Origin of the sequence: Microbacterium timonense (genome assembly GCF_900292075.1) — a bacterium.
Classification (GTDB): domain Bacteria; phylum Actinomycetota; class Actinomycetes; order Actinomycetales; family Microbacteriaceae; genus Microbacterium; species Microbacterium timonense.
The window spans coordinates 95,422-117,498 of record NZ_OLMV01000008.1 but is presented as its reverse complement, the minus strand read 5'-3'; the positions used below and the strand labels follow the sequence as shown (position 1 = coordinate 117,498).

Here is a 22,077-nt window from a genome sequence, read left to right as displayed (position 1 = left end):
CTGGACGCGTGGCGCAGAGCATCTACATCACGTCGGCAGAAGGGCACTCCGGCAAGTCCACGGTCGCGTTGGGCGTGCTGGATGCCCTGAGCCACGCGACGCCGCGTGTGGGGGTCTTCCGCGCGATCGCCCGGTCCACCGTCGAGCGCGACTATGTGCTCGAGATGCTGCTCGACCACGACGGTGTCGACCTGCCGTACGACGACTGCATCGGCGTCACCTACGACGATGTCCGACAGGACCCGGATGCCGCACTGGCGACGATCGTCGAACGCTACAAGGCCGTCGAGGCCCAGTGCGATGCCGTCGTCATCGTCGGCAGCGATTACACCGACGTCGGCAGTCCCGCGGAGCTGGCCTACAACGCCCGCATCGCGGCGAATCTCGGCGCCCCGGTGCTGCTGGTGCTGGGCGGCCGCTCCGCGCAGTACCAGACCCAGCCCGAGCAGCTGGGCTCGTCGCTGGCACGCACGCCGGCCGAGATGGGGCAGATCGCAGATCTCGCGCTGGCGGAACTCGATCACGGCCGCGCCAACCTGTTCGCCGTCGTCGCCAACCGCGCCGACCCCGTCCGCCTCGACGAGACGATCGGCGCCGTGCGCCGCTCGGTCGACGCGCACCTCGGTACGACGGGCGCGGGCGCCACCGCCGCCAGTGGGCCGACGACCGTCCCGGTGTGGGCGATCCCCGAGGACCGCTACCTCGTCGCGCCGTCGATGCGCGGGATCATGCGATCGGTCGACGGCGAGCTCATCGGCGGCGACCCCGACCGCCTGACCCGCGAAGCGCTCGCCGTCGTGGTGGCCGGCATGTCGATGGTCAATGTGCTGCCGCGCCTGCTCGAGGGCGCGGTGGTGGTCATCCCCGCCGACCGCTCCGAGGTGCTGCTGGCGACGCTGCTCGCCAACGCCTCCGGCACGTTCCCCTCGATCGCGGGCATCGTGCTCAACGGCGGGTTCGAGATCCCCGAGCCGGTCACGCGCCTCCTGGAAGGGCTCGGCTCGAGCGTGCCGATCATCACCACGGGCCACGGCACGTACGAGACCGCGGTGCGCATCATGGGCACGCGTGGCCGGCTGGCGGCCGACTCGCAGCGGCGCTACGACACGGCGCTGGCGCTGTTCGAGCAGAGCGTCGACACCGACGAGCTGCTGTCCGCGTTCGGCGTGGCACGGGCGACGGTGGTCACCCCGCTGATGTTCGAGTTCCAGCTCATCGAGCGTGCCCGCGCGCAGCGCAAGAAGATCGTGCTGCCCGAGGGCGACGACGACCGCGTGCTGCGGGCCGCGGCGACGGTGCTCAAGCGAGGTATCGCCGATCTCGTGATCCTCGGCGAGCCGTTCGAGGTCAAGGCCCGCGCGATCGAGCTCGGCATCGACATCCAGGCCGCCGAGGTGCTCTCGCCCTTCGACGCCGTCCACGTGCACAAGTTCGCCGAGGAGTACGCGCGGCTGCGCGCTCATAAAGGCGTCACTCTCGCTCAGGCCGCCGACACCGTCACCGACGTGTCGTACTTCGGCACCCTGATGGTGCACCTCGGGCTCGCCGACGGCATGGTCTCGGGCGCGGCGCACACCACGGCCCACACCATCCGTCCCGCCTTCGAGATCATCAAGACGAAGCCGGGGGTCTCCGTTGTCTCGAGCGTCTTCCTCATGGCGCTCGCCGACCGCGTGCTCGTCTACGGCGACTGCGCCGTCATCCCCGACCCCACCAGCGAGCAGCTCGCCGACATCGCCATCTCGTCCGCGGCGACGGCCGCACAGTTCGGCATCGACCCGCGCGTCGCCATGCTGTCCTACTCGACGGGGGAGTCCGGGTCGGGGGCCGACGTGGAGAAGGTGCGGGATGCCACGGCCCTGGTGCGCTCCCGCGCGCCTGAGCTGCTCGTGGAGGGGCCGATCCAGTACGACGCGGCAGCGGACGCGGCCGTGGCAGCGGCCAAGATGCCCGGTTCCGCGGTGGCCGGCCGCGCGACCGTCTTCGTGTTCCCCGACCTCAACACCGGGAACAACACGTACAAGGCGGTACAGCGTTCGGCGGGTGCCGTGGCGATCGGACCGGTCCTGCAGGGGCTCAACAAGCCGATCAACGACCTGTCGCGCGGTGCGCTCGTCGACGACATCGTGAACACCATCGCCATCACCGCGATCCAGGCGCAGGGGGAGTGACGCGATGACACCCGTCCTGGTCATCAACAGCGGCTCGTCGTCGTTCAAGTACCAGCTGCTCGACATGGACACCGAGCGCACGCTGGCGTCCGGGCTCGTCGAGCGCATCGGGGAGCCGGTCGGCGCCGCCCGCCACACGGTGTACGCCACGCCGACCGACGGGCCGTCGCCCGCGTTCCTCGATGCGACGCGCACACGCGAGCTGCCCATCCCCGACCACACCGCCGGCTTCCAGGTGATGCTCGATGCCTTCGCCGCCGACGGCCCCTCGCTGACCGAGACGCCGCCGGTGGCGGTCGGGCACCGGGTGGTGCACGGTGGTGCGCGCTTCTTCGAACCGACGCTGATCACCCCGCTCGTCGAGATCAACATCGACGAGCTGTCGGTGCTCGCACCGCTTCACAATCCCGCCAATCTGGCGGGCATCGTCGCCGCGCGCACGGCCTTTCCGGCGGTGCCTCACGTGGCCGTGTTCGACACGGCCTTCCATCAGACGCTGGAGCCGCCGGCCTACACCTATGCCATCGACGTCGATGTCGCGGCATCCCACCGCATCCGTCGCTACGGGTTCCACGGCACGTCGCACAAGTTCGTCAGCGAGGCGGCCGCCGCGTTCCTCGGGCGACCGCTGGCCGAGCTGAAGCAGATCGTGTTCCACCTGGGCAACGGCGCCTCCGTCACCGCGATCGACGGCGGCCGGTCGGTGGACACCTCGATGGGCTTCACGCCCCTCGAAGGGCTCGTCATGGGAACCCGGTCGGGAGACATCGACCCCGCCGTCCTGTTCCAGCTCGCCCGGCGCGCGGGGATGACGATCGACGACCTGGACGAGCTGCTCAACAAGCGCAGCGGACTGCTCGGGCTCGCCGGCTCCAACGACCTGCGCGACATCAGGGCCGGCATCGAGCGCGGCGACGTGCGCGCCCGCCTCGCCTTCGACGTGTACGTGCACCGGCTCCGGTCGTACGCGGGCGCCTATCTCGCCCAGCTCGGGGGCGCGGACGTGATCTCGTTCACGGCGGGCGTCGGCGAGAACGCCCCGCTCGTGCGCGCGGCGGCACTGGCGACGCTCGGCTTCGCCGGTGTCGAGGTCGATCCCGAGCGCAACGCCGCGCCGGAACGGGGCATCCGGATCATCTCGACGGATGCCTCGGCCGTGACCGTGCTCGTCGTCCCCACCGACGAGGAGCTGGAGATCGCGCGGCAGACGCTGAGCGTCGCCCGTTCGTGACCATTCGGGCTGTCCTCGCACCGCCCGGCCGCATTACGCTTGCTGGGCGGCGCGAAGGAGGGCCGACTCACCCGAACCCGCTCCCACCCGGAGGTCTTGTGGCCCACGCCCTGCCCGATCTGACCGCCTACGACGCCGTGCTCTTCGACCTCGACGGCGTGCTGACGCCCACGGCCGAGGTGCACATGCACGCCTGGCAGTCGATGTTCGAGGAGCTGTTCGCCGCCTGGGAGATCACCCCGCCGTACACCGAGCGCGACTACTTCGACCACCTCGACGGAAAGAAGCGCTACGACGGTGTGGCGAGCCTCCTGCGCTCGCGCGACGTCGAGGTCCCGTGGGGGGATCCCACCGACCCGCCGACCGCCGACACGGTGTGCGGCATCGGCAACCGCAAGAACATCGTGTTCGAGCGCGTGCTGCGCGCCGAGGGCATCGCCGCCTACCCGGGGTCGCTGCGGCTGCTGGACGTGCTGGCCGCCGCCGGCACGCCGGTCGCCGTGGTGTCCAGCTCGAAGAACGCGCAGGAGGTGCTCGCCGCGGCCGGCATCCGCGACCGGTTCGCCGTCGTGATGGACGGCGTCATCGCCGAGCGCGACCACCTCGCCTCCAAGCCCGCACCCGACGTCTTCGTCGAGGCGGCACGGATGCTGGGGGTGGATCCCGTCCGCAGCGCCGCCGTCGAGGACGCGCTGAGCGGTGTCGAGTCCGCCGCCGCCGGCGGGTTCGGTCTCGTGGTCGGCGTCGACCGAGGTGCCGGCGCGCAGGCCCTCTCGGACGCGGGCGCACATGTCGTGGTGAAGGATCTGGAGGAGTTCGCACGATGATCGATCGCGATCGGTTCCCCGTCGACCCCTGGCGTCTCGTCGAGAAGTCGGTCGGGCTGGACGATGCCGGCGTCACCGAGACGTTGTTCGCCGTGGGCAACGGCTATCTCGGGCTGCGCGGCAACCACTCCGAGGGGCGGTTCGCGCACGAGCACGGCACGTTCATCAACGGGTTCCACGAGACGTTCCCGATCCGTCACGCCGAGCAGGCGTACGGGTTCGCGGAGGTCGGGCAGACCATCATCAACGCCCCCGACGCGAAGGTCATGCGGGTGTATGTGGACGACGAGCCGTTGTCGTTGGACATCGCGGATCTGCGGGAGTACGAGCGGGTGCTCGACATGCGCGACGGGATCCTGCGCCGGCATCTGCTGTGGGTGACTCCTTCGGGCAAGGAGGTGCGCATCGATGTGGACCGGATGGTGTCGTTCGAGGAGAAGCACCTCGCGGTGATGAGCGTCGAGGTGACGGTGCTCAACGCCGACGCGCCGGTGACGGTGTCGTGTCAGATCATCAACCGGCAGGACGGTGAGGACGTCTACGGCGGCACGCCGCCGGCGGCCACCCGCGCGGCGGCCAGGGCCGCGTTCGATCCGCGCAAGAGCGAACGGTTCCAGGAGCGGGTGCTGCAGCCGCAGGAGTACTGGCAGGCCAAGCTCCGCTCCGCTCTGTCGTACCGGGTGACGGATTCCGGCATGACGCTCGCGGTCGTGGCCGACCACCTGGTGGAGACCGAGAACCCGTACAGCGCCCGCACGCTGATCGAGCCGGACATCGCCAAGAACGTGTTCCGGGTGCAGGCAAAGGCCGGGGTGCCGATCCGGGTCACCAAGCTGGTGACGTACCACACCTCCCGCGGCGTGCCGGCGCGGGAGCTCGTCGACCGTGGTCGCCGCACGCTGGACCGCGCGCTCGCTGTGGGAGTCGACACCATCCGCGCCCGGCAGCGGGCGTGGCTGGACGGGTTCTGGGAGCGCTCGGACGTGCGCATCGGCGGGCACGACGATCTGCAGCAGGCGACGCGCTGGTGCCTGTTCCAGCTGGCGCAGGCCTCGGCGCGCGCGGACAGCCTGGGCGTGCCGGCGAAGGGGATGACGGGGTCGGGGTACTCGGGTCACTACTTCTGGGACACCGAGATCTACGTGCTGCCGTTCCTGGCGTACACGACGCCGCTGTGGGCGCGCAACGCGCTGCGCATGCGGTACCTCATGCTCCCCGCGGCTCGTCGCCGCGCCTACCAGCTGAACGAGGCGGGAGCGCTCTTCCCCTGGCGCACGATCAACGGGGAAGAGGCATCCGCGTACTACGCCGCCGGTACCGCGCAGTACCACATCAACGCCGACGTCAGCTATGCGCTCGCCAAGTACGTGCGCGCCACCGGTGACGAGGAGTTCCTGTTCCGTGAGGGCGTGGACATCGCGGTGGAGACGGCGCGGCTGTGGGCCACTCTCGGGTTCTGGCGCTCCAGCGACGGCGTCGTGGACGGCGAGGGCGAGACCTTCCACATCCACGGCGTCACCGGGCCCGACGAGTACACCACGGTCGTCAACGACAACCTCTTCACCAACGTCATGGCGAGGTTCAACCTGCGGTTCGCCGCCCGCACCGTGCGTGACATGGCCGAGGCGGACGGCGAGGTGTACCGGCAGATGGTCGACCGGCTCTCGCTGGATCCCGGCGAGCCGGACGCGTGGGAACGGGCCGCAGAGGCCATGCACATCCCGTTCAGCCCGGCCCTGGGCATCCACCCCCAGGACCACGTGTTCCTGGAGCGGGAGATCTGGGACCTCGAGAACACCCCGCCGGACCAGCGGCCGCTGCTGCTGCACTTCCACCCGCTGGTGATCTACCGGTACCAGGTGCTCAAGCAGGCCGACGTCGTGCTCGCACTGTTCCTGCAGGGCAACCACTTCTCCGCCGAAGACAAGCTCGCCGACTTCGAGTACTACGACCCGCTGACCACGGGCGACTCGACACTGTCGGCCGTGGTGCAGTCGATCCTGGCCGCCGAGGTCGGCTACCAGGACCTCGCGCTGGAGTACTTCCGGCAGTCCATCTTCGTCGACCTCGGCGACCTGCACCACAACGCCGCCGACGGCGTGCACGTCGCCTCCGCCGGCGGCGTGTGGACTGCGCTCGTCTCCGGCTTCGGCGGCATGCGCGATCACTTCGGCGAACTCTCCTTCGACCCGCGGCTGCCCGCCGACTGGCCCTCGCTCGAGTTCGCGCTGCAATGGCACGGCACCCCTCTTCACATCACCCTCACGCGCGACCAGCTGCGCGTGCGCGCCGGCCAGGGCGACCCCGTCGGATTCAGCGTCCGCGGCGTCGGCTACGTCGTCGGGCCGGACGAAGAGGTCACCGTGCCGCTCGACGGGCAGGGTCCGGTGATCTCCGGCCGGCCGACTCTCCGCGCCCTCGGCGACGCCCGCCGCGAGGACGGTTCGCTGCTGTCGGCCTCCGTCCCGACGGTGACCTCGACGATTCCGATCATCGTGGGAGCGGATGTCGAACACGGCGCGGACGTGTGATCGTGGCGCGGGTGCCCACGGTCGTGAGCGCCCGCGCCCGGCCCGCCGCGCTGCGACGCGTCGAGCCTGCCGCAGTGTCGGCGCCAAGCCGTAGGCTGGGGGAGTGACCACCGCCCTCTACCGCCGCTATCGGCCCGAGTCGTTCGGCGAGATGATCGGTCAGGCGCAGGTCACCGAGCCGCTCATGACCGCGCTGCGCAGCGACCGCGTGGGGCATGCGTACCTGTTCTCGGGTCCGCGCGGCTGCGGCAAGACCACGTCTGCCCGCATCCTGGCGCGCTGCCTGAACTGCGCGCAGGGGCCGACCGACACGCCGTGCGGCGAGTGCGACAGCTGCATCGAGCTGGGGCGCGGCGGCGGCGGCTCGCTCGATGTCGTCGAGATCGACGCGGCGAGCCACAACGGCGTCGACGATGCCCGCGACCTCCGCGAGCGGGCCGTGTTCGCGCCCGCCCGCGACCGGTTCAAGATCTTCATCCTCGACGAGGCCCACATGGTGACCCCGCAGGGCTTCAACGCCCTGCTCAAGCTCGTCGAAGAGCCGCCCGAGCACGTCAAGTTCATCTTCGCCACGACCGAGCCCGAGAAGGTCATCGGCACGATCCGCTCGCGGACGCACCACTACCCGTTCCGCCTGGTGCCCCCGGCCGCCATGCTCGAGTATGTCGAGCAGCTGTGCGCACAGGAAGGCGTCGAGGTCGAGGCGGGCGTGCTGCCCCTCGTCGTCCGCGCCGGAGGCGGCTCGCCGCGAGACACGCTCTCCCTCCTGGACCAGCTGATCGCCGGCTCCGACGCTGAAGACGGCGAGATCGTCGTGAAGTACGCGCGCGCCGTCGCCCTCCTCGGGTACACCCACGCGGAACTTCTGGACGAGGTCGTCGACGCGTTCGCGGCTGCCGACGCGTCCGCGGCGTTCGCGGCGGTCGACCGGGTCGTGCAGACCGGGCAGGATCCTCGCCGTTTCGTCGACGACCTGCTCGAGCGTCTGCGCGACCTCATCGTCGTGGCGGCGACGGGTCAGGGCGCGGCTGCAGTGCTCCGCGGGGTGTCGGCCGACGACCTCGCGCGCATGCAGCGGCAGGCGGACGCTTTCGGACCCGCGCGGCTGTCTCGCATCGCCGACCTCGTGATCGCGACGCTCGACGACATGTCGGGGGCGACCTCGCCGCGCCTGCAGCTGGAGCTGATGGTCGCGCGCGTGCTCGCGCGGGGCGCGGATGCCGCAGCCCCGGCGACTCCCGCCGCGTCCACCGCTGCGCCACCGGCTGTGCCGGCCGCGGCGCCGACGGGCCCGGCTGCCGCACCCCCGGCCGCACCGGCGCCCGCGGCGCCATCGACGCCCGAGGAGCGGGCCGCCGCTGCACCGGCCGTCGTCGCGCCGGAAGATGCGCCCGCGGCCGCGCGGACCCGCGAGCTGACCTTCGATGAGCTCGTGCACGCATGGCCCGACGTCCTGTCCCGCCTCGAGGGCATCAGCCGGTCCTCCTGGATGGTGGCCACCGGCGCGCGGCCGGTGGCGGTCACCCATAACGGGTCCGATCACGTCGTGACGCTCGAGTTCGCCAGCGCTGGTGACCTCACGAAGTTCAAGCCCAAGCCGCAGGGTCAGGGCGCGTTCCTCGACGTCCGCGGTGCGATCGAGCAGCTGTTCGGAACCCAGGTGAAGTTCCTCACCCGTCTCGGCGAGCCGGGACCGACGGGCCCGGGTCGGTCGGATTCTGGTGCAGCCGGCCCCAGCGCTGTGAGTCCCGCGCCGTCGGGTCCGGCCTCGAGCGCACCGGCTGCTCCTCCCTCAGCCGCGCCGGCCGGCGGTTCGACGACGTCCCCCGGCGCACGCGTCGCGCGGGCAGCGGCATCTTCGCCCGTTCCGCCGGCAGCTGCTTCGCCGTCCGCTGCCGCCGTGACCGAATGGGCGGTCGCCCCGATCCCGTCCGACGATGACGCCCCGCCGCCCGACCCGGGTCCCGCGGGAATGCCTGCCGGCGCCGTGCCGCAGTTCGCCGTCGACGACGAGCCCGAAGACGCCGCGGCGCGCGCGCGCACCGCGACCCTCGCGCCTCCGCGTGAGGGCGAGGTGCTTCCGCCGGCCGATGTCGCCCCGTCCGTGGAGCGCGACGACGAAGACGACGACACCGACGCGATCGCCGACGTCCCCGTGCCGCCGGTCGTCGCCCCGCCCCTGGCGCCGGTCGTGACGACGCGAAACGGCGGTGTGCAGCGCTACGGAGAGGCGGTCGTGCGCCAGGTGCTCGGCGCCACCTTCGTGCGCGAAGAGCCCTACCAGCCGCCGACGAGGTTCAGCTAGCCCATGTACGACGGCATCGTCCAAGACCTGATCGACGAGTTCGGGCGGCTTCCCGGAATCGGTCCCAAGTCGGCGCAGCGCATCGCGTTCCACATCCTCCAGACACCCAACTTCGACGTCTCGCATCTGGCCGAACTGCTCAGCGTGGTGCGCGAGAAGGTGCGCTTCTGCGAGGTGTGCGGCAACGTGTCCGAGCAGGAGCGCTGCGCCATCTGCCGCGACCCGCGGCGCAACCAGACGCTCATCTGCGTCGTCGAGGACGCGAAGGACGTCGCCGCGATCGAGCGCACTCGCGAGTTCCGCGGGCTCTATCACGTGCTGGGCGGATCGATCAGTCCCATCGCCGGGATCGGTCCCGACGATCTGCGCATCACGCAGCTCATGCAGCGCCTCGCGGACGGCACCGTGCAAGAGGTCATCCTCGCCACCAACCCGAATCTCGAGGGCGAGGCCACCGCGACCTACCTCAGCCGCCTGCTGCACACGCTCGACATCACGGTGACGCGCCTGGCGTCGGGACTGCCCGTCGGCGGCGACCTGGAGTACGCCGACGAGGTGACCCTCGGGCGCGCCTTCGAAGGCCGCCGGTCCGTCTGAGCACCATCGCCGGCGTTGCAGTGTCGGATGTCGGTGGTCCGCCGTAGATTGGCGGTCGTGCGTCTCGCCGGTCCGGGGCGCGCCTCGCAGACTGAATGGATGACGACGGTCATCACGAGAGACGAGACATGAACTCTTCGCAGCGGTTCGACACGCGGGCGTGGCTCCTGTTCGGCGCGATGGCGCTGCTGTGGGGCATCCCGTACCTGTTCATCAGCGTCGCGGTGGACTCCTACTCGCCGGCCGCGGTGGTGGCAGGCCGCACGCTGCTGGGCGCCCTCATCCTGCTGCCCTTCGCGCTGCGTCAGAAGGCGCTGCGCCCGGCGTTCGCCAAGATCGGCTGGGTGCTGCTGTTCGGCGCGATCGAGATGGCCGGGCCGTTCCTGCTCCTGGGCCACGCCGAGCAGACCCTGCCCTCGGGGCTGACCGGCCTGCTGGTGGCGACCGTGCCGCTGTTCGCCGCCATCATCGCCCTCGGCGGCGGCGATCGCTCGGTCCTCAACCCGGCGCGCGCCGTCGGGCTGCTCGTCGGGTTCATCGGGGTGTTCGTGATCGTCGCCGGACCGGGACTGGCCGTCGAGGGCGGCGGCGGCCTCATCGCGGTCGGCGAGGTGCTCCTCGTCGCGCTGCTGTACGCGATCGCGCCGTTCGTCATCGCCACGAAGCTGCGCGACGTGCCGTCACTCGGCACGATCACCCTGGCGCTGCTGGCGGTCGGGCTGTTCTACACGCCGATCGCCTTCCTCACCCAGCACGAGGTGCCGACCGTCGAGAGCACGGTGTCGCTGGTCGCCCTGGCGGTGCTGTGCACAGCGGTCGCGTTCATCACGTTCTTCGCGCTCATCGCGCGGGTCGGTCCGGTGCGCGCGCCGCTGTTCACCTACGTCAACCCTGTCGTGGCCATCGTGCTGGGCACCATCATCCTCTCCGAGCCGCTCACGATCGGGCTGCTGATCGGCTTCCCGCTAGTCGTCGTGGGCTGCTGGCTCGCGGCGACCGGCGGACGCCTCCGGGCGCCGCGGCCGCAGCCCGAGGGCGAACTGCCACCCGTCGCGTCGGGCTGATCCGCCGGCTCGTCCTGGGCCCGGGTTCGTCAGCGAAGCACCTCGACGAGCACGATCCACGACACCATCAGCGCGGCCATGATGGCGACGATCGAGCCCACCGCGAACCACGCCAAACCTCCGTCCCATCCTGCGGTCAGCAGAGCGCCACCGACGAGATACGCGACCGGAGCGATGAAGCCCACCGCGGCCTTGGCCACGCGCAGCCGGTTCGCAGGATGCCGGTTCTCGAAGATGCGCCGCGAGGCCTGCGCCTGGAACGCGGCCGCTCCCAGCGCCAGCGCGATCATCGCGACGCCGTAAGCCGGCGCGCCGATGTCGGGAATGAGACCGACCGCCGATCCGGCGAGAGCGAGCACGAGTCCGGCGATGCCGGCCGCCAGCCGCGCGGTCAGCGATGCCTCCTTGATGATGTCGCCGATGTTGACGCTCGCCGCCACGATCACCAGACCGGCCAACGCGGCGGTCGCTCCCACCATGGCGACGTTGAACTCCGACCACGCGGCGATCTGCTCCATGCGACGGATGCTAGCGCTCGCCCCCGTCACATGGCCGGCGGCGCATGAGGGCGTCCGTAAGATGGAACGTCGGGTGAGGCGCTCGTGCGCACCGACGCACGAGACGGTGCGTTCCTCCTCGCCCGCCCTCGAGACACGCGTGGAGACTCATCGTGGCGCTGATCGTCCAGAAGTACGGCGGATCGTCGGTCGCGGATGCCGAGAGCATCAAGCGCGTCGCCAAGCGCATCGTCGACACCCGCCGGGCCGGTCATGACGTCGTCGTGGCCGTGAGCGCGATGGGCGACACCACGGACGAGCTGCTCGATCTCGCCGCGCAGGTGGCGCCGATCCAGGCTCCGCGCGAGTTGGACATGCTGCTGTCGAGCGGAGAGCGCATCTCGATGGCGCTGCTGGCCATGGCGATCCACTCGATGGGGTTCGAGGCGAGGTCGTTCACGGGCAGCCAGGCGGGCATGATCACCACGGCCGATCACGGAGCTGCCCGCATCGTCGATGTGACGCCGGTGAGGCTGCGCGAAGCGCTCGACGAGGGCGCCATCGTGATCGTCGCCGGGTTCCAGGGTTTCAACCGTGACACGCGGGACATCACGACGCTCGGGCGCGGCGGGTCCGACACGACCGCCGTCGCGCTGGCGGCGGCGCTGGACGCCGATGTCTGCGAGATCTACAGCGACGTCGACGGCATCTTCACCGCCGACCCCCGCGTGGTGCCCAAGGCCCGCAAGCTGGGAGTCGTCTCGGCAGAGGAGATGCTCGAACTGGCCGCCAACGGCGCCAAGGTGCTGTACATCCGCGCCGTCGAGTACGCCCGCCGTCACGGCGTCCTGATCCATGCCCGCTCCACGTTCAGCTCGGGCGTGGGGACCTATGTGCTGGGGCCGGGGATGAGCGTTCCCGACGGCCAAGAGGGAGAACAGATGGAAGAGCCGATCGTCGCCGGAGTCGCCACCGACCTCGGCCAGGCCAAGATCACGATCATCGGCGTGCCCGACGTGCCCGGCAAGGCCGCCGAGATCTTCAAGGTCGTCGCGAAGTCGGGCGCGAACGTCGACATGATCGTGCAGAACGTGTCGGCCGCGACCACCGGCCGCACCGACATCTCGTTCACGCTGCCCAAGACCGACGCGGCGACGGCGCTCAAGGCCCTGGCCGCAGAGCAGGCCGAGATCGGCTTCGAGAGCCTCGTGCACGACGACCAGATCGGCAAGCTGTCGGTGGTGGGTGCGGGGATGCGCACGCACTCCGGCGTATCGGCGACCCTGTTCGAGGCGCTGTCCGTGGCCGGCATCAACATCGAGATGATCTCGACCTCCGAGATCCGCATCTCGGTGGTGGTGCGCGGAGACGACCTCGCCGAGGCGGCCCGCGTCGTGCACACCGCCTACGGCCTGGATGGCGACATCGAGGCCACCGTGTACGCCGGCACCGGCCGCTGACTCGCGTCGACGGTCGGATCGGATCGTCGGCGAACGGCAGGAATCCTGCGCACGATGGCCGCACGCCGCGGTAACACCAGGATCCGGGCCCAGGGTGGGCCGGTAGAATCGCGGGAACCCCGCGCGTCCGACGGTGCCCGCGCGTCCGCTCCCATTGCCCCGCTGAGGAACACCATGACCCGCATCTCCGATTCAGGACTCTCCGTCGCCGTCGTCGGCGCCACCGGCCAGGTCGGTGGCGCGATGATCGACATCCTCGAGGAGCGCGGCTTCCCGGTGCGGGAACTGCGTGCCTTCGCCACCGCGCGCTCAGCCGGATCCGACATCGTCTTCGCCGGTCAGGCCGTGACGGTGGAGGATGTCGCGACCGCCGACCTCGACGGCATCGACGTCGCCCTCTTCTCCGCCGGTGCCACCGGCAGCCGCGCGCACGCCCCGCGCTTCGCAGAGGCCGGTGCGATCGTCATCGACAACTCCAGCGCGTGGCGCATGGACCCCGACGTTCCGCTGGTCGTCAGCGAAGTGAACCCCCACGCCATCGGGGAGGCGCGCAAGGGCATCATCGCCAACCCGAACTGCACCACGATGGCCGCCATGCCGGTGCTGAAGGTGCTGGATGCCGAGGCCGGCCTCGAGCGGCTCATCGTCAGCACGTACCAGGCGGTCAGCGGCTCGGGCTTGGCGGGCGTGCAGGAGCTGCTCGGCCAGGTCGAGGGGGTGCTCGCCCAGGGCGACGTCGAGCGGCTCGCCCGCGACGGCTCGGCGCTGGATTTCCCGCAGCCCGAGAAGTACATCGCCCCCATCGCGTTCGATGTCATCCCCTTCGCCGGAAACCTCGTCGACGACGGCCTGAACGAGACCGACGAAGAGAAGAAGCTGCGCAACGAGAGCCGCAAGATCCTCGAACTGCCCGACCTGCGCGTCGCGGGCACGTGCGTGCGCGTGCCCGTGTTCACCGGCCACTCGCTCAGCATCAACGCCGAGTTCGCGCGCGAGATCACGCCCGAGCGTGCCCGCGAGCTGCTCGCGAGTGCACCGGGCGTGAGGCTCGAGGAGGTCCCCACTCCGCTGCAGGCGGCAGGCACCGACCCCAGCTACGTGGGCCGCATCCGCGCCGACCAGTCGGCGCCGGAAGGCAAGGGGCTCGTGCTCTTCATCTCGAACGACAACCTCCGCAAGGGGGCGGCGTTGAACGCGGTGCAGATCGCCGAGATCGTCGCAGCTCGCTCGCTGAGCCTGTCGACGGATGGCGCCAGCGCCTGACGGACGTCGGCGGTCGGGGGTGCATTCCGGCGGAACTAGGATTGACTGGTGACCGAAACGCCCTCCGACGCCCTCCCCAGCCCTGACGACAGCGACCTGCCCGGCGGCACGGTCGACGTCCTGCTGATCGGCGGCGGGATCATGAGCGCCACCCTGGGCACACTGCTGCACGAGGTGCAGCCGGACCTCAAGATCGCCGTCTTCGAGCGACTGAGCGACGTGGCGCTGGAGAGTTCGAACGCGTGGAACAACGCCGGCACCGGCCACGCGGCGCTCTGCGAGCTGAACTACATGCCCGAGGGCAAGGACGGCTCCGTCGATCCGGCGAAGGCCATCTCGATCAACGAGCAGTTCCAGCAGAGCCGCCAGCTGTGGACGTCTCTGGTGGAGGAAGGCGTCCTGGACGCGCCGTCGACGTTCATCAACTCCACCCCGCACATGACGTTCGTGCGCGGCGAGAAGGATGTCGCGTACCTCAAGAAGCGCTACGAGGCGTTGAAGGATCAGCCGCTGTTCGCCGGCATCCAGTACAGCGAGGACTCCCGCGTGATCAACCAGTGGGCGCCGCTGCTGATGCAGAAGCGTCGCAAGGGTGAGCCCTTCGCAGCGACGCGCGTGCCGGCGGGCACCGACGTCGACTTCGGTGCGTTGACCCACCAGCTCTTCGACCGCCTCGCCGAGAACGGCGCGGACGTGCGCACCAACACCGAGGTGCGTCGCCTGAAGCGGCTCTCCGACGGCACATGGCGGGTCCGGTACCGCCGGACGATCGGCCGCACGCCGGGCGAGATCCGCGCGAAGTTCGTCTTCGTGGGAGCGGGCGGCTGGGCGCTCAAGCTCCTGCAGCGCTCCGGCATCCCCGAGATCTCGGGCTACGGCGTGTTCCCGATCGGCGGTCAGTTCTTGAAGACCTCCAACCCTGCCGTCGTCGCGCAACACAAGGCGAAGGTGTACTCGCAGGCGTCTGTGGGGGCGCCGCCGATGTCGGTGCCGCACCTGGACACCCGCGTCGTCGACGGTGAGGCGTCGCTGCTGTTCGGTCCCTTCGCGACCTTCAGCCCCAAGTTCCTCAAGACCGGCTCCTGGTTCGACATCGTCGGTCAGGTGCGCCCGGGCAACATCGGCCCGATGCTCAAGGTCGCGTGGGACAACCCGGGTCTCATCAAGTACCTCGTCGGCGAGCTGCTGAAGAACCACAAGAAGAAGGTCGACAGCCTGCGCGTCTTCATGCCGACGGCCAAGGACGAGGACTGGGAGCTCATCCAGGCCGGCCAGCGTGCGCAAGTGATGAAGAAGGACCCGGAGAAGGGCGGCGTGCTGCAGTTCGGCACCGAGGTCGTCACCGGCGCTGACGGCACGATCGCCGGCCTGCTCGGGGCGTCCCCCGGAGCATCGACGGCCGTGTCGATCATGCTGGGGCTCATGAAGACGTGCTTCCCCGACCGGATCGCGGCGTGGGAACCGCGGCTGCGCGAGCTCATACCGAGCTACGGTGAGACGCTCAACACGCGACCCGAGGTGGCGCGCGAGACGCTGGACGAGACGGCCGCCACCCTGGCCCTCACCGCCTGAGCCTGCGCCATGCGGCTGTGGTCGTTGCATCCGTCGATGCTCGACCGCGCCGCGCTCGTGGCGTGCTGGCGCGAGGGGCTGCTCGCGCAGCGCGTGCTCGAGGGCGGCACCCGCGGATACACGCGTCATCCGCAGCTCGAGCGCTTCCGCGCCTGCGGCGATCCGCTCGACGCGATCGGCCACTACCTGCGCGCACTTCAGTCCGAGGCCGTTCACCGCGGCTACTCGTTCGACGGTTCGAAGGTACTGCGGCCGGATGCCGCGGCTCCGGGCATCCCGGTCACCACGGGCCAGCTGGCCTTCGAGCTGCTGCACCTGCGCGCCAAGGTGGCGGTGCGCGACGCCGTGTGGCTGCCCCGTCTGCCGGAGGCGGCGAGGGCAGCGCCGAGCTTCGCGGAGGTCGAGGGTCCGGTGGAGACGTGGGAGCGCGGCGTGGTCGACCCCTAGGGTGGGGACATGCGGGCACGGCTCTCCTGGCGGTCCTGGGCGATCGCGATCGGACTGGTCCTCGTCGTGATCCTGGCCGTGACCGTCTCCGTCTTTCGGGGGGCGACGTCCGCGTCCGCCGCTTCGCCGGGCATCGCCGCCCGTTCGGACGGGGTCGGCGCTGCCGCCGCCTTGCGGGTGAGCGGCTCGGTCGAGGACTTCTCCTACGACTCGTTCGAGGCGCAGTACTGGCTCGCGCGCGGCGCCGGGGGCCGCAGCGAGCTGTTCACGACCGAGAAGCTCGTCGCGCGGTTCCCGGACGCCGACCAGAACAAGGGGATCGTGCGGTGGATCCCCAAGTCGGACTCCGGGGTCGCGCACGACCCGCAGGTCATCGGCGTGACCGGGGCCGAGGGTGCCGCCATCCCGTGGTGGACCGAGGAGGACGAGGACTTCATCTACATCCTCACCGGTGACGACAGCTTCGTCCACGGTGCCCAGACGTACGTGATCTCGTACACGATGACGGACGTGGTGCTGCGGTACGACGACACCGACGCCGACGAGTTCTACTGGGACACGATCGGCACCGATCACGCCCAGCCGTTCCAAGACGTGCGAGCCCACATCCGCGTCGTCGGGGACGCGGCCGCCGGTGTCCTGCCCGACCGGACGTTCTGCTACACCGGACCTGCGCAGTCCACCGAACGATGCGGCATCCAGCCGTCGGAGGCCGTCCCCATGCCCGGCGAGGTGCTGGCGTGGGCGGCGGGCCGCGGCGTGATCGATGCCGCGCAGACACAGGTCGCCTTCACCGCCGGCGACACCGACCTGGGTGCCGACGAGAACGTCACCGTGGCGGTCGGCTTCGCCCTGGGTACCTTCAACGCTCCCACTCCGCCACCGCCGCCACCCTACCCGTGGTGGGAGTGGATCCTGCCCGGGCTGGGACTTCTCACGGGTTTCGGCGGACTCGCGTTCGTGTTCGTCATGAAGGCCGTTCTGCGCCGCAACCCCGACCGCTCGCCGGTGATCGTGCAGTACTCGCCGCCCGTCGACGAGTCGCCGACGCTCTCTGCCGGAGTCCTCGGGGTGCCCGCGCGGGCGCTCGCCGCGCACGTGGTCGACCTCGCGGTGCGCGACAAGGTCGAGATCACCGCCACCGGCGACAGGTCCGATGCCGACGACTTCCGCGTGGTGCTGCGAGATGTCGCAGGCCTCGAGCACGACGACCGCCGGATCGTGACGACGCTGTTCGGGAAGGATGCTGCGCCCGGTGATCGCGTCGACCTCGGCGCCTTCGCCGCCGACCCACCGGTGCGCGCGGTGACCTATGTGCGGCGCATAGAGGATTCGACGGTCGACCGCGGTTATCGCAGCCGGACCCCCGGATGGATCGCGGCTGTGCGCGGGTTTCTGCAGTTCGGAGGGCTCGCGGTCGGCGTCATGCTCGCCTTCTTCCTCGACGCCGTGCCGTCGGTGCTCACGGACCTCGGTCCGCTGGGCGGGTGGATCAACCTCCTGGCGATCGTCGGTGCCTTCGGCGCGTTCATCGTCCTGCCGTTCTTCACGCTCCCACGCACGACCTTGACCCTCGCGGGCGGCCGGCACCGGACCTACCTCGAGGGCATCCGGGAGTATCTCGCGCTCGCCGAAGAGGAGCGGCTCAACGCGGCGCAGGCGCCGCGGACGGCCGACCTCGTCTCGGCCGGGCGGCGCCAGTTCGGAGATCCCGCCAACGCCCCCGGCGCCGACGTCGTGAACCTGTACGAGCGTCTGCTGCCGTACGCGGTGCTCTTCGGGATGCAGCGGGAGTGGGCGGCCGTCATCCGCTCCGCGCAGTCGCTCACCGGCGCGGCGACCACGGGAACGCGGCTCGCGCTTCTGGACTCCGTCACCTCCGACTCGCTGTCGGACGCCTCGTCGTCCATCGGGCGCCTCTCGGCGACGCCGGTCTCGCGCGGCAGCTCGACCAGCTCGTCCGGCTCGTCATTCTCGAGCAGCTGGTCGTCGTCGGGTGGGTCTTCCGGCGGCGGCTTCTCCGGCGGCGGTGGGGGAGTTCTGGCGGTCGGTGAGGGCCGCCCCCGGCCGCCGGGCACCACCACCGACTACGCTCGGTTCGTGGCCAAGCTCTACTTCCGCTACGGCGCGATGAACTCCGGAAAGTCGACATCGCTTCTGCAGGCCGCGTACAACTACGAGGAACGCGGCCAGCACGTGCTCCTGGCCAAGCCCGCCATCGACACCAAGGGTGCCGACCAGATCGAGAGCCGGCTCGGCGTCACGCGCACGGTGGACTTCCTGATCGCGCCGGACGATGATCTCCGCGCACTGTTCGCCGAGCATCGCGCACGGGTGAAGGCGGATGCCGCGGCCGCCCTGGTGCCGGAGTCGGACGAGCACGAGGTCGACGTCGCGTGCCTGCTCATCGACGAGGCGCAGTTCCTGACCCGCCAGCAGGTGGACGACCTGCTGCGCATCGTCGTCCTGGACGGCGTGCCCGTGCTCGCCTACGGCATCCGCACGGACTTCCAGACGCAGGCGTTTCCCGGCTCTGCGCGGCTTCTCGAGCTGGCACACAGCCTCGAGGAGTTGAAGACCATCTGCCGCTGCGGACGGAAGGCGCTGTTCAATGCCCGGCTGGTGGGTGGGCGGTTCGTCTTCGACGGCGATCAGGTCGCCATCGACGAGCTGAGTGCCGATCGCGTCACCTACGAATCGCTGTGCGCGGAGGACTACCTGCGCGCCTCCGGCGGCCGCTTGGAGTGAGCTGCCGACACGGGGTGGCTCACGCCGGCTTCGGAGCTCGTCCTCGCCGGCGGGGGAGCGGGATCAGCATCGACGTCGTGCGTTGGTAGTCGCGGTAGGCGGGGTACTTGGACGCCGAGATCGACTCGGTGAAGATGGTCGATCCGATGAACAGCACCGTGAGAAGCGCCGCGCCGGCAATCGTCCAGTTCAGCCACGATCCGCCGCTCACGACGAGGGCGACCGCGCCGAGGGCGTAGAACACCCACCACTGCGCCTGCTCGAAGAAGAAGTTCGGGTGGCGGCTGTACGCGAACAAGCCGGTGGTGACGAAGCCCGGCTCCAGAGTGCCGCCGGCGGACGCCTTCGCCCGGTGGAAGTTCCACTGCTGCTGATCGGCGATGGTCTCACCGACCAGGAACGCGGCGAACAGCACCGCGAACGCGGCATCCCATCCGGTGGACGGGACGGGATGCTGCCACGCGATGTAGGCGGGGAGCGTGATGAGCACGAGCAGCGCGCTCTGGAACAGGACGATGAAGAAGATGTTGAACAACTGGAACTGCCACGTCGTCATCCGCCCGCGGAGGATGGCCCACCGGTAGTCCTCCATGCCGGTGTACCCGCCCTTGCGAGCGAAGTTGAACGTGAGACGCGCACCCCACGCGGTGACCAGCACCGCCATCACGACCAGTCGGGTCGCGTCGATGCCCGCGACGAGAGCCGCTCCGGCGAAGATCCAGACATAGACGACCGGCACGACCGACCACAGCCGGTCGATCCATGACGTCTCGTTCGTCACGAGCGAGGTGATCCAGCAGAACGCGGCGGCGACGCCCGCGACGATGAGCACGAGAAGCAGCGGATCCATGGCGCCAGATTAGCGGTCCGTCGGCGTCACATGGGTTGCCTGTGGTCGGACCACAGAGTATCGTGGTCAGACCACACCGCCCTTCACCGGAGACGGCGGCAATCCGACAGTGATGAGGAGATCCGTGGCCGGCACTGCGACCTCCGCGGCAGCGGGCGCACCCCCCGCGGCGCGCGCGTGGCGTGTCGTGCTCGAGAGGATCGAGCGCGACCTGCTCGAAGGTGCGCTGCAGCCGGGTGATCGGCTGCCGCCGGAGCGCGAGCTCGCAGCCACGCTGGGGGTGGGACGCTCCAGCGTGCGTGAGGCGCTGCGGGTCCTCGAGGTGATGGGGCTGATCCGCACCGGAACCGGCTCGGGCCCGACCTCCGGCGCGATCATCATCGCCACCCCGGAGGGCGGGATGTCGGCGCTGCTGCGGTTGCAGGTCGCGGCGCAGGGCTTCCCGCTCGATGACGTCGTCGCCACCCGTCTCGTGCTGGAGTCCGCGGTGGTCACGGCGCTCGCCGGCGACGCCGGCCGGTCGACGACCGCTGCCCGCGCCATGGTGGACGCGATGGATGCCGATGACCTGACCCCGAGCGAGTTCCTGGCGCTCGACGCACAACTGCACCTCGCGCTCGCCGAGGCCTCCGGCAACGTCGTCATCGCGGCGATGATGGGCGGCCTGCGCACGGCGATCGAGTCGTATGTGCAAGAGGGTGCGGCGCGCATCGCCGACTGGGACGCCACCGCCGATCGCCTGCGCGGCGAGCACCGCGCGATCCTCGAAGCAGTCGAGGCCGGCGATCCTGCGCGCGCTCGCACACTCGTCCATGACCACATCGCCGGCTATTACGCGCACGCGGGCCTCGCCCGCACCACCGCCGGCGCTCCCGCCCCCGCCACGACCCAGATCTGACCCTCGGAAAGGCTCCCATGGTCACCCGCCAGTTCCCCAGGCCCGCCGAACTGCTCGAGCTCATGCAGTTCCGCAAGCCCGAGTTCGACGCCAGGAAGCGCCGGCTCGAGTCCGCGCTCACGATCTACGACCTGCGCGCGATCGCCAAGCGCCGGACTCCCAAGGCCGCCTTCGACTACACCGACGGCGCGGCGGAGGGGGAGCTGTCGCTCGCCCGGGCGCGTCAGGCGTTCGAGGATGTGGAGTTCCACCCCGACATCCTGCGTCCGGCCGCGAATGTCGACACGTCGACCGAGATCCTCGGAGGCCCGTCGGCGCTGCCCTTCGGAATCGCACCGACTGGTTTCACGCGACTCATGCAGACCGAGGGCGAGACCGCGGGTGCCGGTGCGGCAGGTGCCGCCGGCATCCCGTTCACGCTCTCCACGCTCGGGACGACCTCGATCGAGGATGTGAAGAAGGCGAACCCGCACGGGCGGAACTGGTTCCAGCTGTACGTCATGCGCGACCGGGAGATCTCCTAGGCCCTGGCGCGCCGGGCTGCCGCCGCCGGCTTCGACACGCTCCAGTTCACCGTCGACACACCGGTCGCCGGGGCTCGCCTGCGCGACAAGCGCAACGGCTTCTCGATCCCGCCGCAGCTGACCCTCGGGACGATTATCAACGCGATTCCGCGGCCGTGGTGGTGGTACGACTTCCTCACCACGCCGAAGCTCGAGTTCGCGTCGCTGTCGACGACGGGCGGCACGGTGGGCGAGCTGCTGGATGCCGCGATGGATCCGACCATCAGCTACGACGACCTCGCGATCATCCGGGACCTGTGGCCGGGCAAGATCGTCGTCAAGGGCGTGCAGAACGTGGAGGACTCCCAGCGGCTCATCGACGCCGGTGTCGACGGCATCATCCTCTCCAACCACGGTGGCCGTCAGCTGGACCGGGCTCCGATCCCGTTCCGCCTACTGCCCGAGGTGGTGCGAGAGGTCGGCAAGGATGCGACCGTGATGATCGACACCGGCATCATGAACGGCGCCGACATCGTCGCCTCGATCGCGCTCGGTGCGAAGTTCACCCTCATCGGCCGGGCGTACCTGTACGGCCTGATGGCCGGAGGCCGACAGGGCGTGGACCGCACCATCGCGATCCTGCGCAGCGAGATCGAGCGCACGATGAAGCTGCTGGGCGTCTCGACTCTCGCCGAGCTTGAGCCGCGGCATGTCACGCAGCTCACGCGCCTCATGCCGCTCGCCGGCGCTCCCGCCGAAGCGGTGGGCGGCGGTGCGCCGCGCGTGCGCGTCGCGTCGGGGACGACCGCCCGTGCCCCGAAGGCGTCGGCGTCAGCATCCAAGGGCACAGGCTCGCGCGCGAAGAACTGACCCTCACACGTTCTCCATCACCCGGTCGTTGAGCGAGCGAAGCGAGACGAAACGCGCGAAGCATCCCGGTCGTTGAGCGAGCGAGGCGAGTCGAAACGCGCGAAGCATCCCGGTCGTTGAGCGAGCGGGGCGTTTCGTCTGGTCGCTGCGCTCCTCGCTCAACGGCCGGTGCTTCCCGCATCCCGGTCGTTGAGCGAGCGAAGCGAGACGAAACGCCCGACGCCTTGGGCGAGGCGTCAGATG

The 22,077-nt window shown here is 70.2% G+C and carries 15 protein-coding genes and 2 pseudogenes; 15 read left to right on the top strand and 2 right to left on the bottom strand.

Annotation, left to right across the window (positions count from 1 at the left end):
- The first annotated feature begins 8 nt into the window (after positions 1 to 8).
- The 7 genes from pta to C9992_RS17145 all read left to right on the top strand — a co-directional run bounded on the left by pta (position 9) and on the right by C9992_RS17145 (position 10,726).
- Complete coding sequence (pta, locus tag C9992_RS17175; protein WP_106816857.1) at positions 9 to 2,171, top strand: phosphate acetyltransferase; 2,163 nt, start codon at positions 9 to 11, stop codon at positions 2,169 to 2,171.
- Positions 2,172 to 2,175: 4 nt separating this feature from the next.
- A complete protein-coding gene (locus C9992_RS17170) occupies positions 2,176 to 3,402 on the top strand; it encodes an acetate kinase (protein WP_106816856.1) in 1,227 nt (408 codons plus the stop codon).
- A gap of 98 nt (positions 3,403 to 3,500) precedes the next feature.
- The gene (locus C9992_RS17165) at positions 3,501 to 4,229 is read left to right on the top strand and encodes an HAD family hydrolase (protein WP_106816855.1); all 729 of its coding nucleotides are present in this window, start codon (positions 3,501 to 3,503) and stop codon (positions 4,227 to 4,229) included.
- Positions 4,226 to 6,760: a glycoside hydrolase family 65 protein gene (locus tag C9992_RS17160; RefSeq protein ID WP_106816854.1), complete on the top strand. Its 2,535-nt coding sequence runs from the start codon at positions 4,226 to 4,228 to the stop codon at positions 6,758 to 6,760. The genes C9992_RS17165 and C9992_RS17160 overlap by 4 nt, the downstream gene beginning before the upstream one ends.
- 103 nt (positions 6,761 to 6,863) lie before the next feature.
- Entirely contained in the window at positions 6,864 to 9,065 is a 2,202-nt protein-coding gene (locus C9992_RS17155) for a DNA polymerase III subunit gamma and tau (RefSeq protein ID WP_106816853.1), read from the top strand.
- 3 nt (positions 9,066 to 9,068) lie between these two features.
- Positions 9,069 to 9,662, top strand: a complete 594-nt coding sequence (gene recR, locus C9992_RS17150; protein WP_106816852.1) for a recombination mediator RecR — start codon at positions 9,069 to 9,071, stop codon at positions 9,660 to 9,662.
- A gap of 128 nt (positions 9,663 to 9,790) precedes the next feature.
- A complete protein-coding gene (locus C9992_RS17145) occupies positions 9,791 to 10,726 on the top strand; it encodes a DMT family transporter (protein WP_106816851.1) in 936 nt (311 codons plus the stop codon).
- Between the two features lie 29 nt (positions 10,727 to 10,755).
- Here the strand turns inward: C9992_RS17145 and C9992_RS17140 are convergent, their stop codons facing one another.
- Complete coding sequence (locus C9992_RS17140; RefSeq protein ID WP_106816850.1) at positions 10,756 to 11,244, bottom strand: hypothetical protein; 489 nt, start codon at positions 11,242 to 11,244, stop codon at positions 10,756 to 10,758.
- A gap of 152 nt (positions 11,245 to 11,396) precedes the next feature.
- On the opposite strand from C9992_RS17140, the gene C9992_RS17135 reads away from it, so the two are divergent.
- The 6 genes and pseudogenes from C9992_RS17135 (at position 11,397) to C9992_RS17110 (ending at position 18,713) form a co-directional block, all read left to right on the top strand.
- The gene (locus C9992_RS17135; RefSeq protein ID WP_106816849.1) at positions 11,397 to 12,683 is read left to right on the top strand and encodes an aspartate kinase; all 1,287 of its coding nucleotides are present in this window, start codon (positions 11,397 to 11,399) and stop codon (positions 12,681 to 12,683) included.
- Positions 12,684 to 12,857: 174 nt separating this feature from the next.
- Positions 12,858 to 13,946 carry an aspartate-semialdehyde dehydrogenase gene (locus C9992_RS17130; protein ID WP_106816848.1) on the top strand — a complete coding sequence of 363 codons (1,089 nt, stop codon included), beginning with the start codon at positions 12,858 to 12,860 and terminating at the stop codon, positions 13,944 to 13,946.
- Between the two features lie 96 nt (positions 13,947 to 14,042).
- A complete protein-coding gene (locus C9992_RS17125; protein ID WP_268807207.1) occupies positions 14,043 to 15,518 on the top strand; it encodes a malate:quinone oxidoreductase in 1,476 nt (491 codons plus the stop codon).
- Between the two features lie 9 nt (positions 15,519 to 15,527).
- Positions 15,528 to 15,965 carry a pyrimidine dimer DNA glycosylase/endonuclease V gene (locus C9992_RS17120; RefSeq protein ID WP_106816846.1) on the top strand — a complete coding sequence of 146 codons (438 nt, stop codon included), beginning with the start codon at positions 15,528 to 15,530 and terminating at the stop codon, positions 15,963 to 15,965.
- A 9-nt stretch (positions 15,966 to 15,974) separates the two neighbouring features.
- Positions 15,975 to 17,753 (top strand): annotated as a pseudogene (locus C9992_RS17115) (DUF2207 domain-containing protein); the annotation flags it as partial.
- 312 nt (positions 17,754 to 18,065) lie between these two features.
- Entirely contained in the window at positions 18,066 to 18,713 is a 648-nt protein-coding gene (locus tag C9992_RS17110) for a thymidine kinase (protein ID WP_106816886.1), read from the top strand.
- Positions 18,714 to 18,732: 19 nt separating this feature from the next.
- On the opposite strand, the gene C9992_RS17105 is transcribed toward C9992_RS17110, so the two are convergent.
- On the bottom strand, positions 18,733 to 19,563 hold the full coding sequence (locus tag C9992_RS17105; RefSeq protein ID WP_106816845.1) for a DUF1295 domain-containing protein: 831 nt from the start codon (positions 19,561 to 19,563) through the stop codon (positions 18,733 to 18,735).
- Positions 19,564 to 19,687: 124 nt separating this feature from the next.
- Here C9992_RS17105 and C9992_RS17100 point away from each other — a divergent pair, with 124 nt between their 5' ends.
- The gene (locus tag C9992_RS17100; protein WP_235008308.1) at positions 19,688 to 20,461 is read left to right on the top strand and encodes a FadR/GntR family transcriptional regulator; all 774 of its coding nucleotides are present in this window, start codon (positions 19,688 to 19,690) and stop codon (positions 20,459 to 20,461) included.
- Positions 20,462 to 20,478: 17 nt separating this feature from the next.
- Positions 20,479 to 21,834, top strand: a pseudogene (locus tag C9992_RS17095) (alpha-hydroxy acid oxidase).
- Positions 21,835 to 22,077 lie beyond the last annotated feature (243 nt).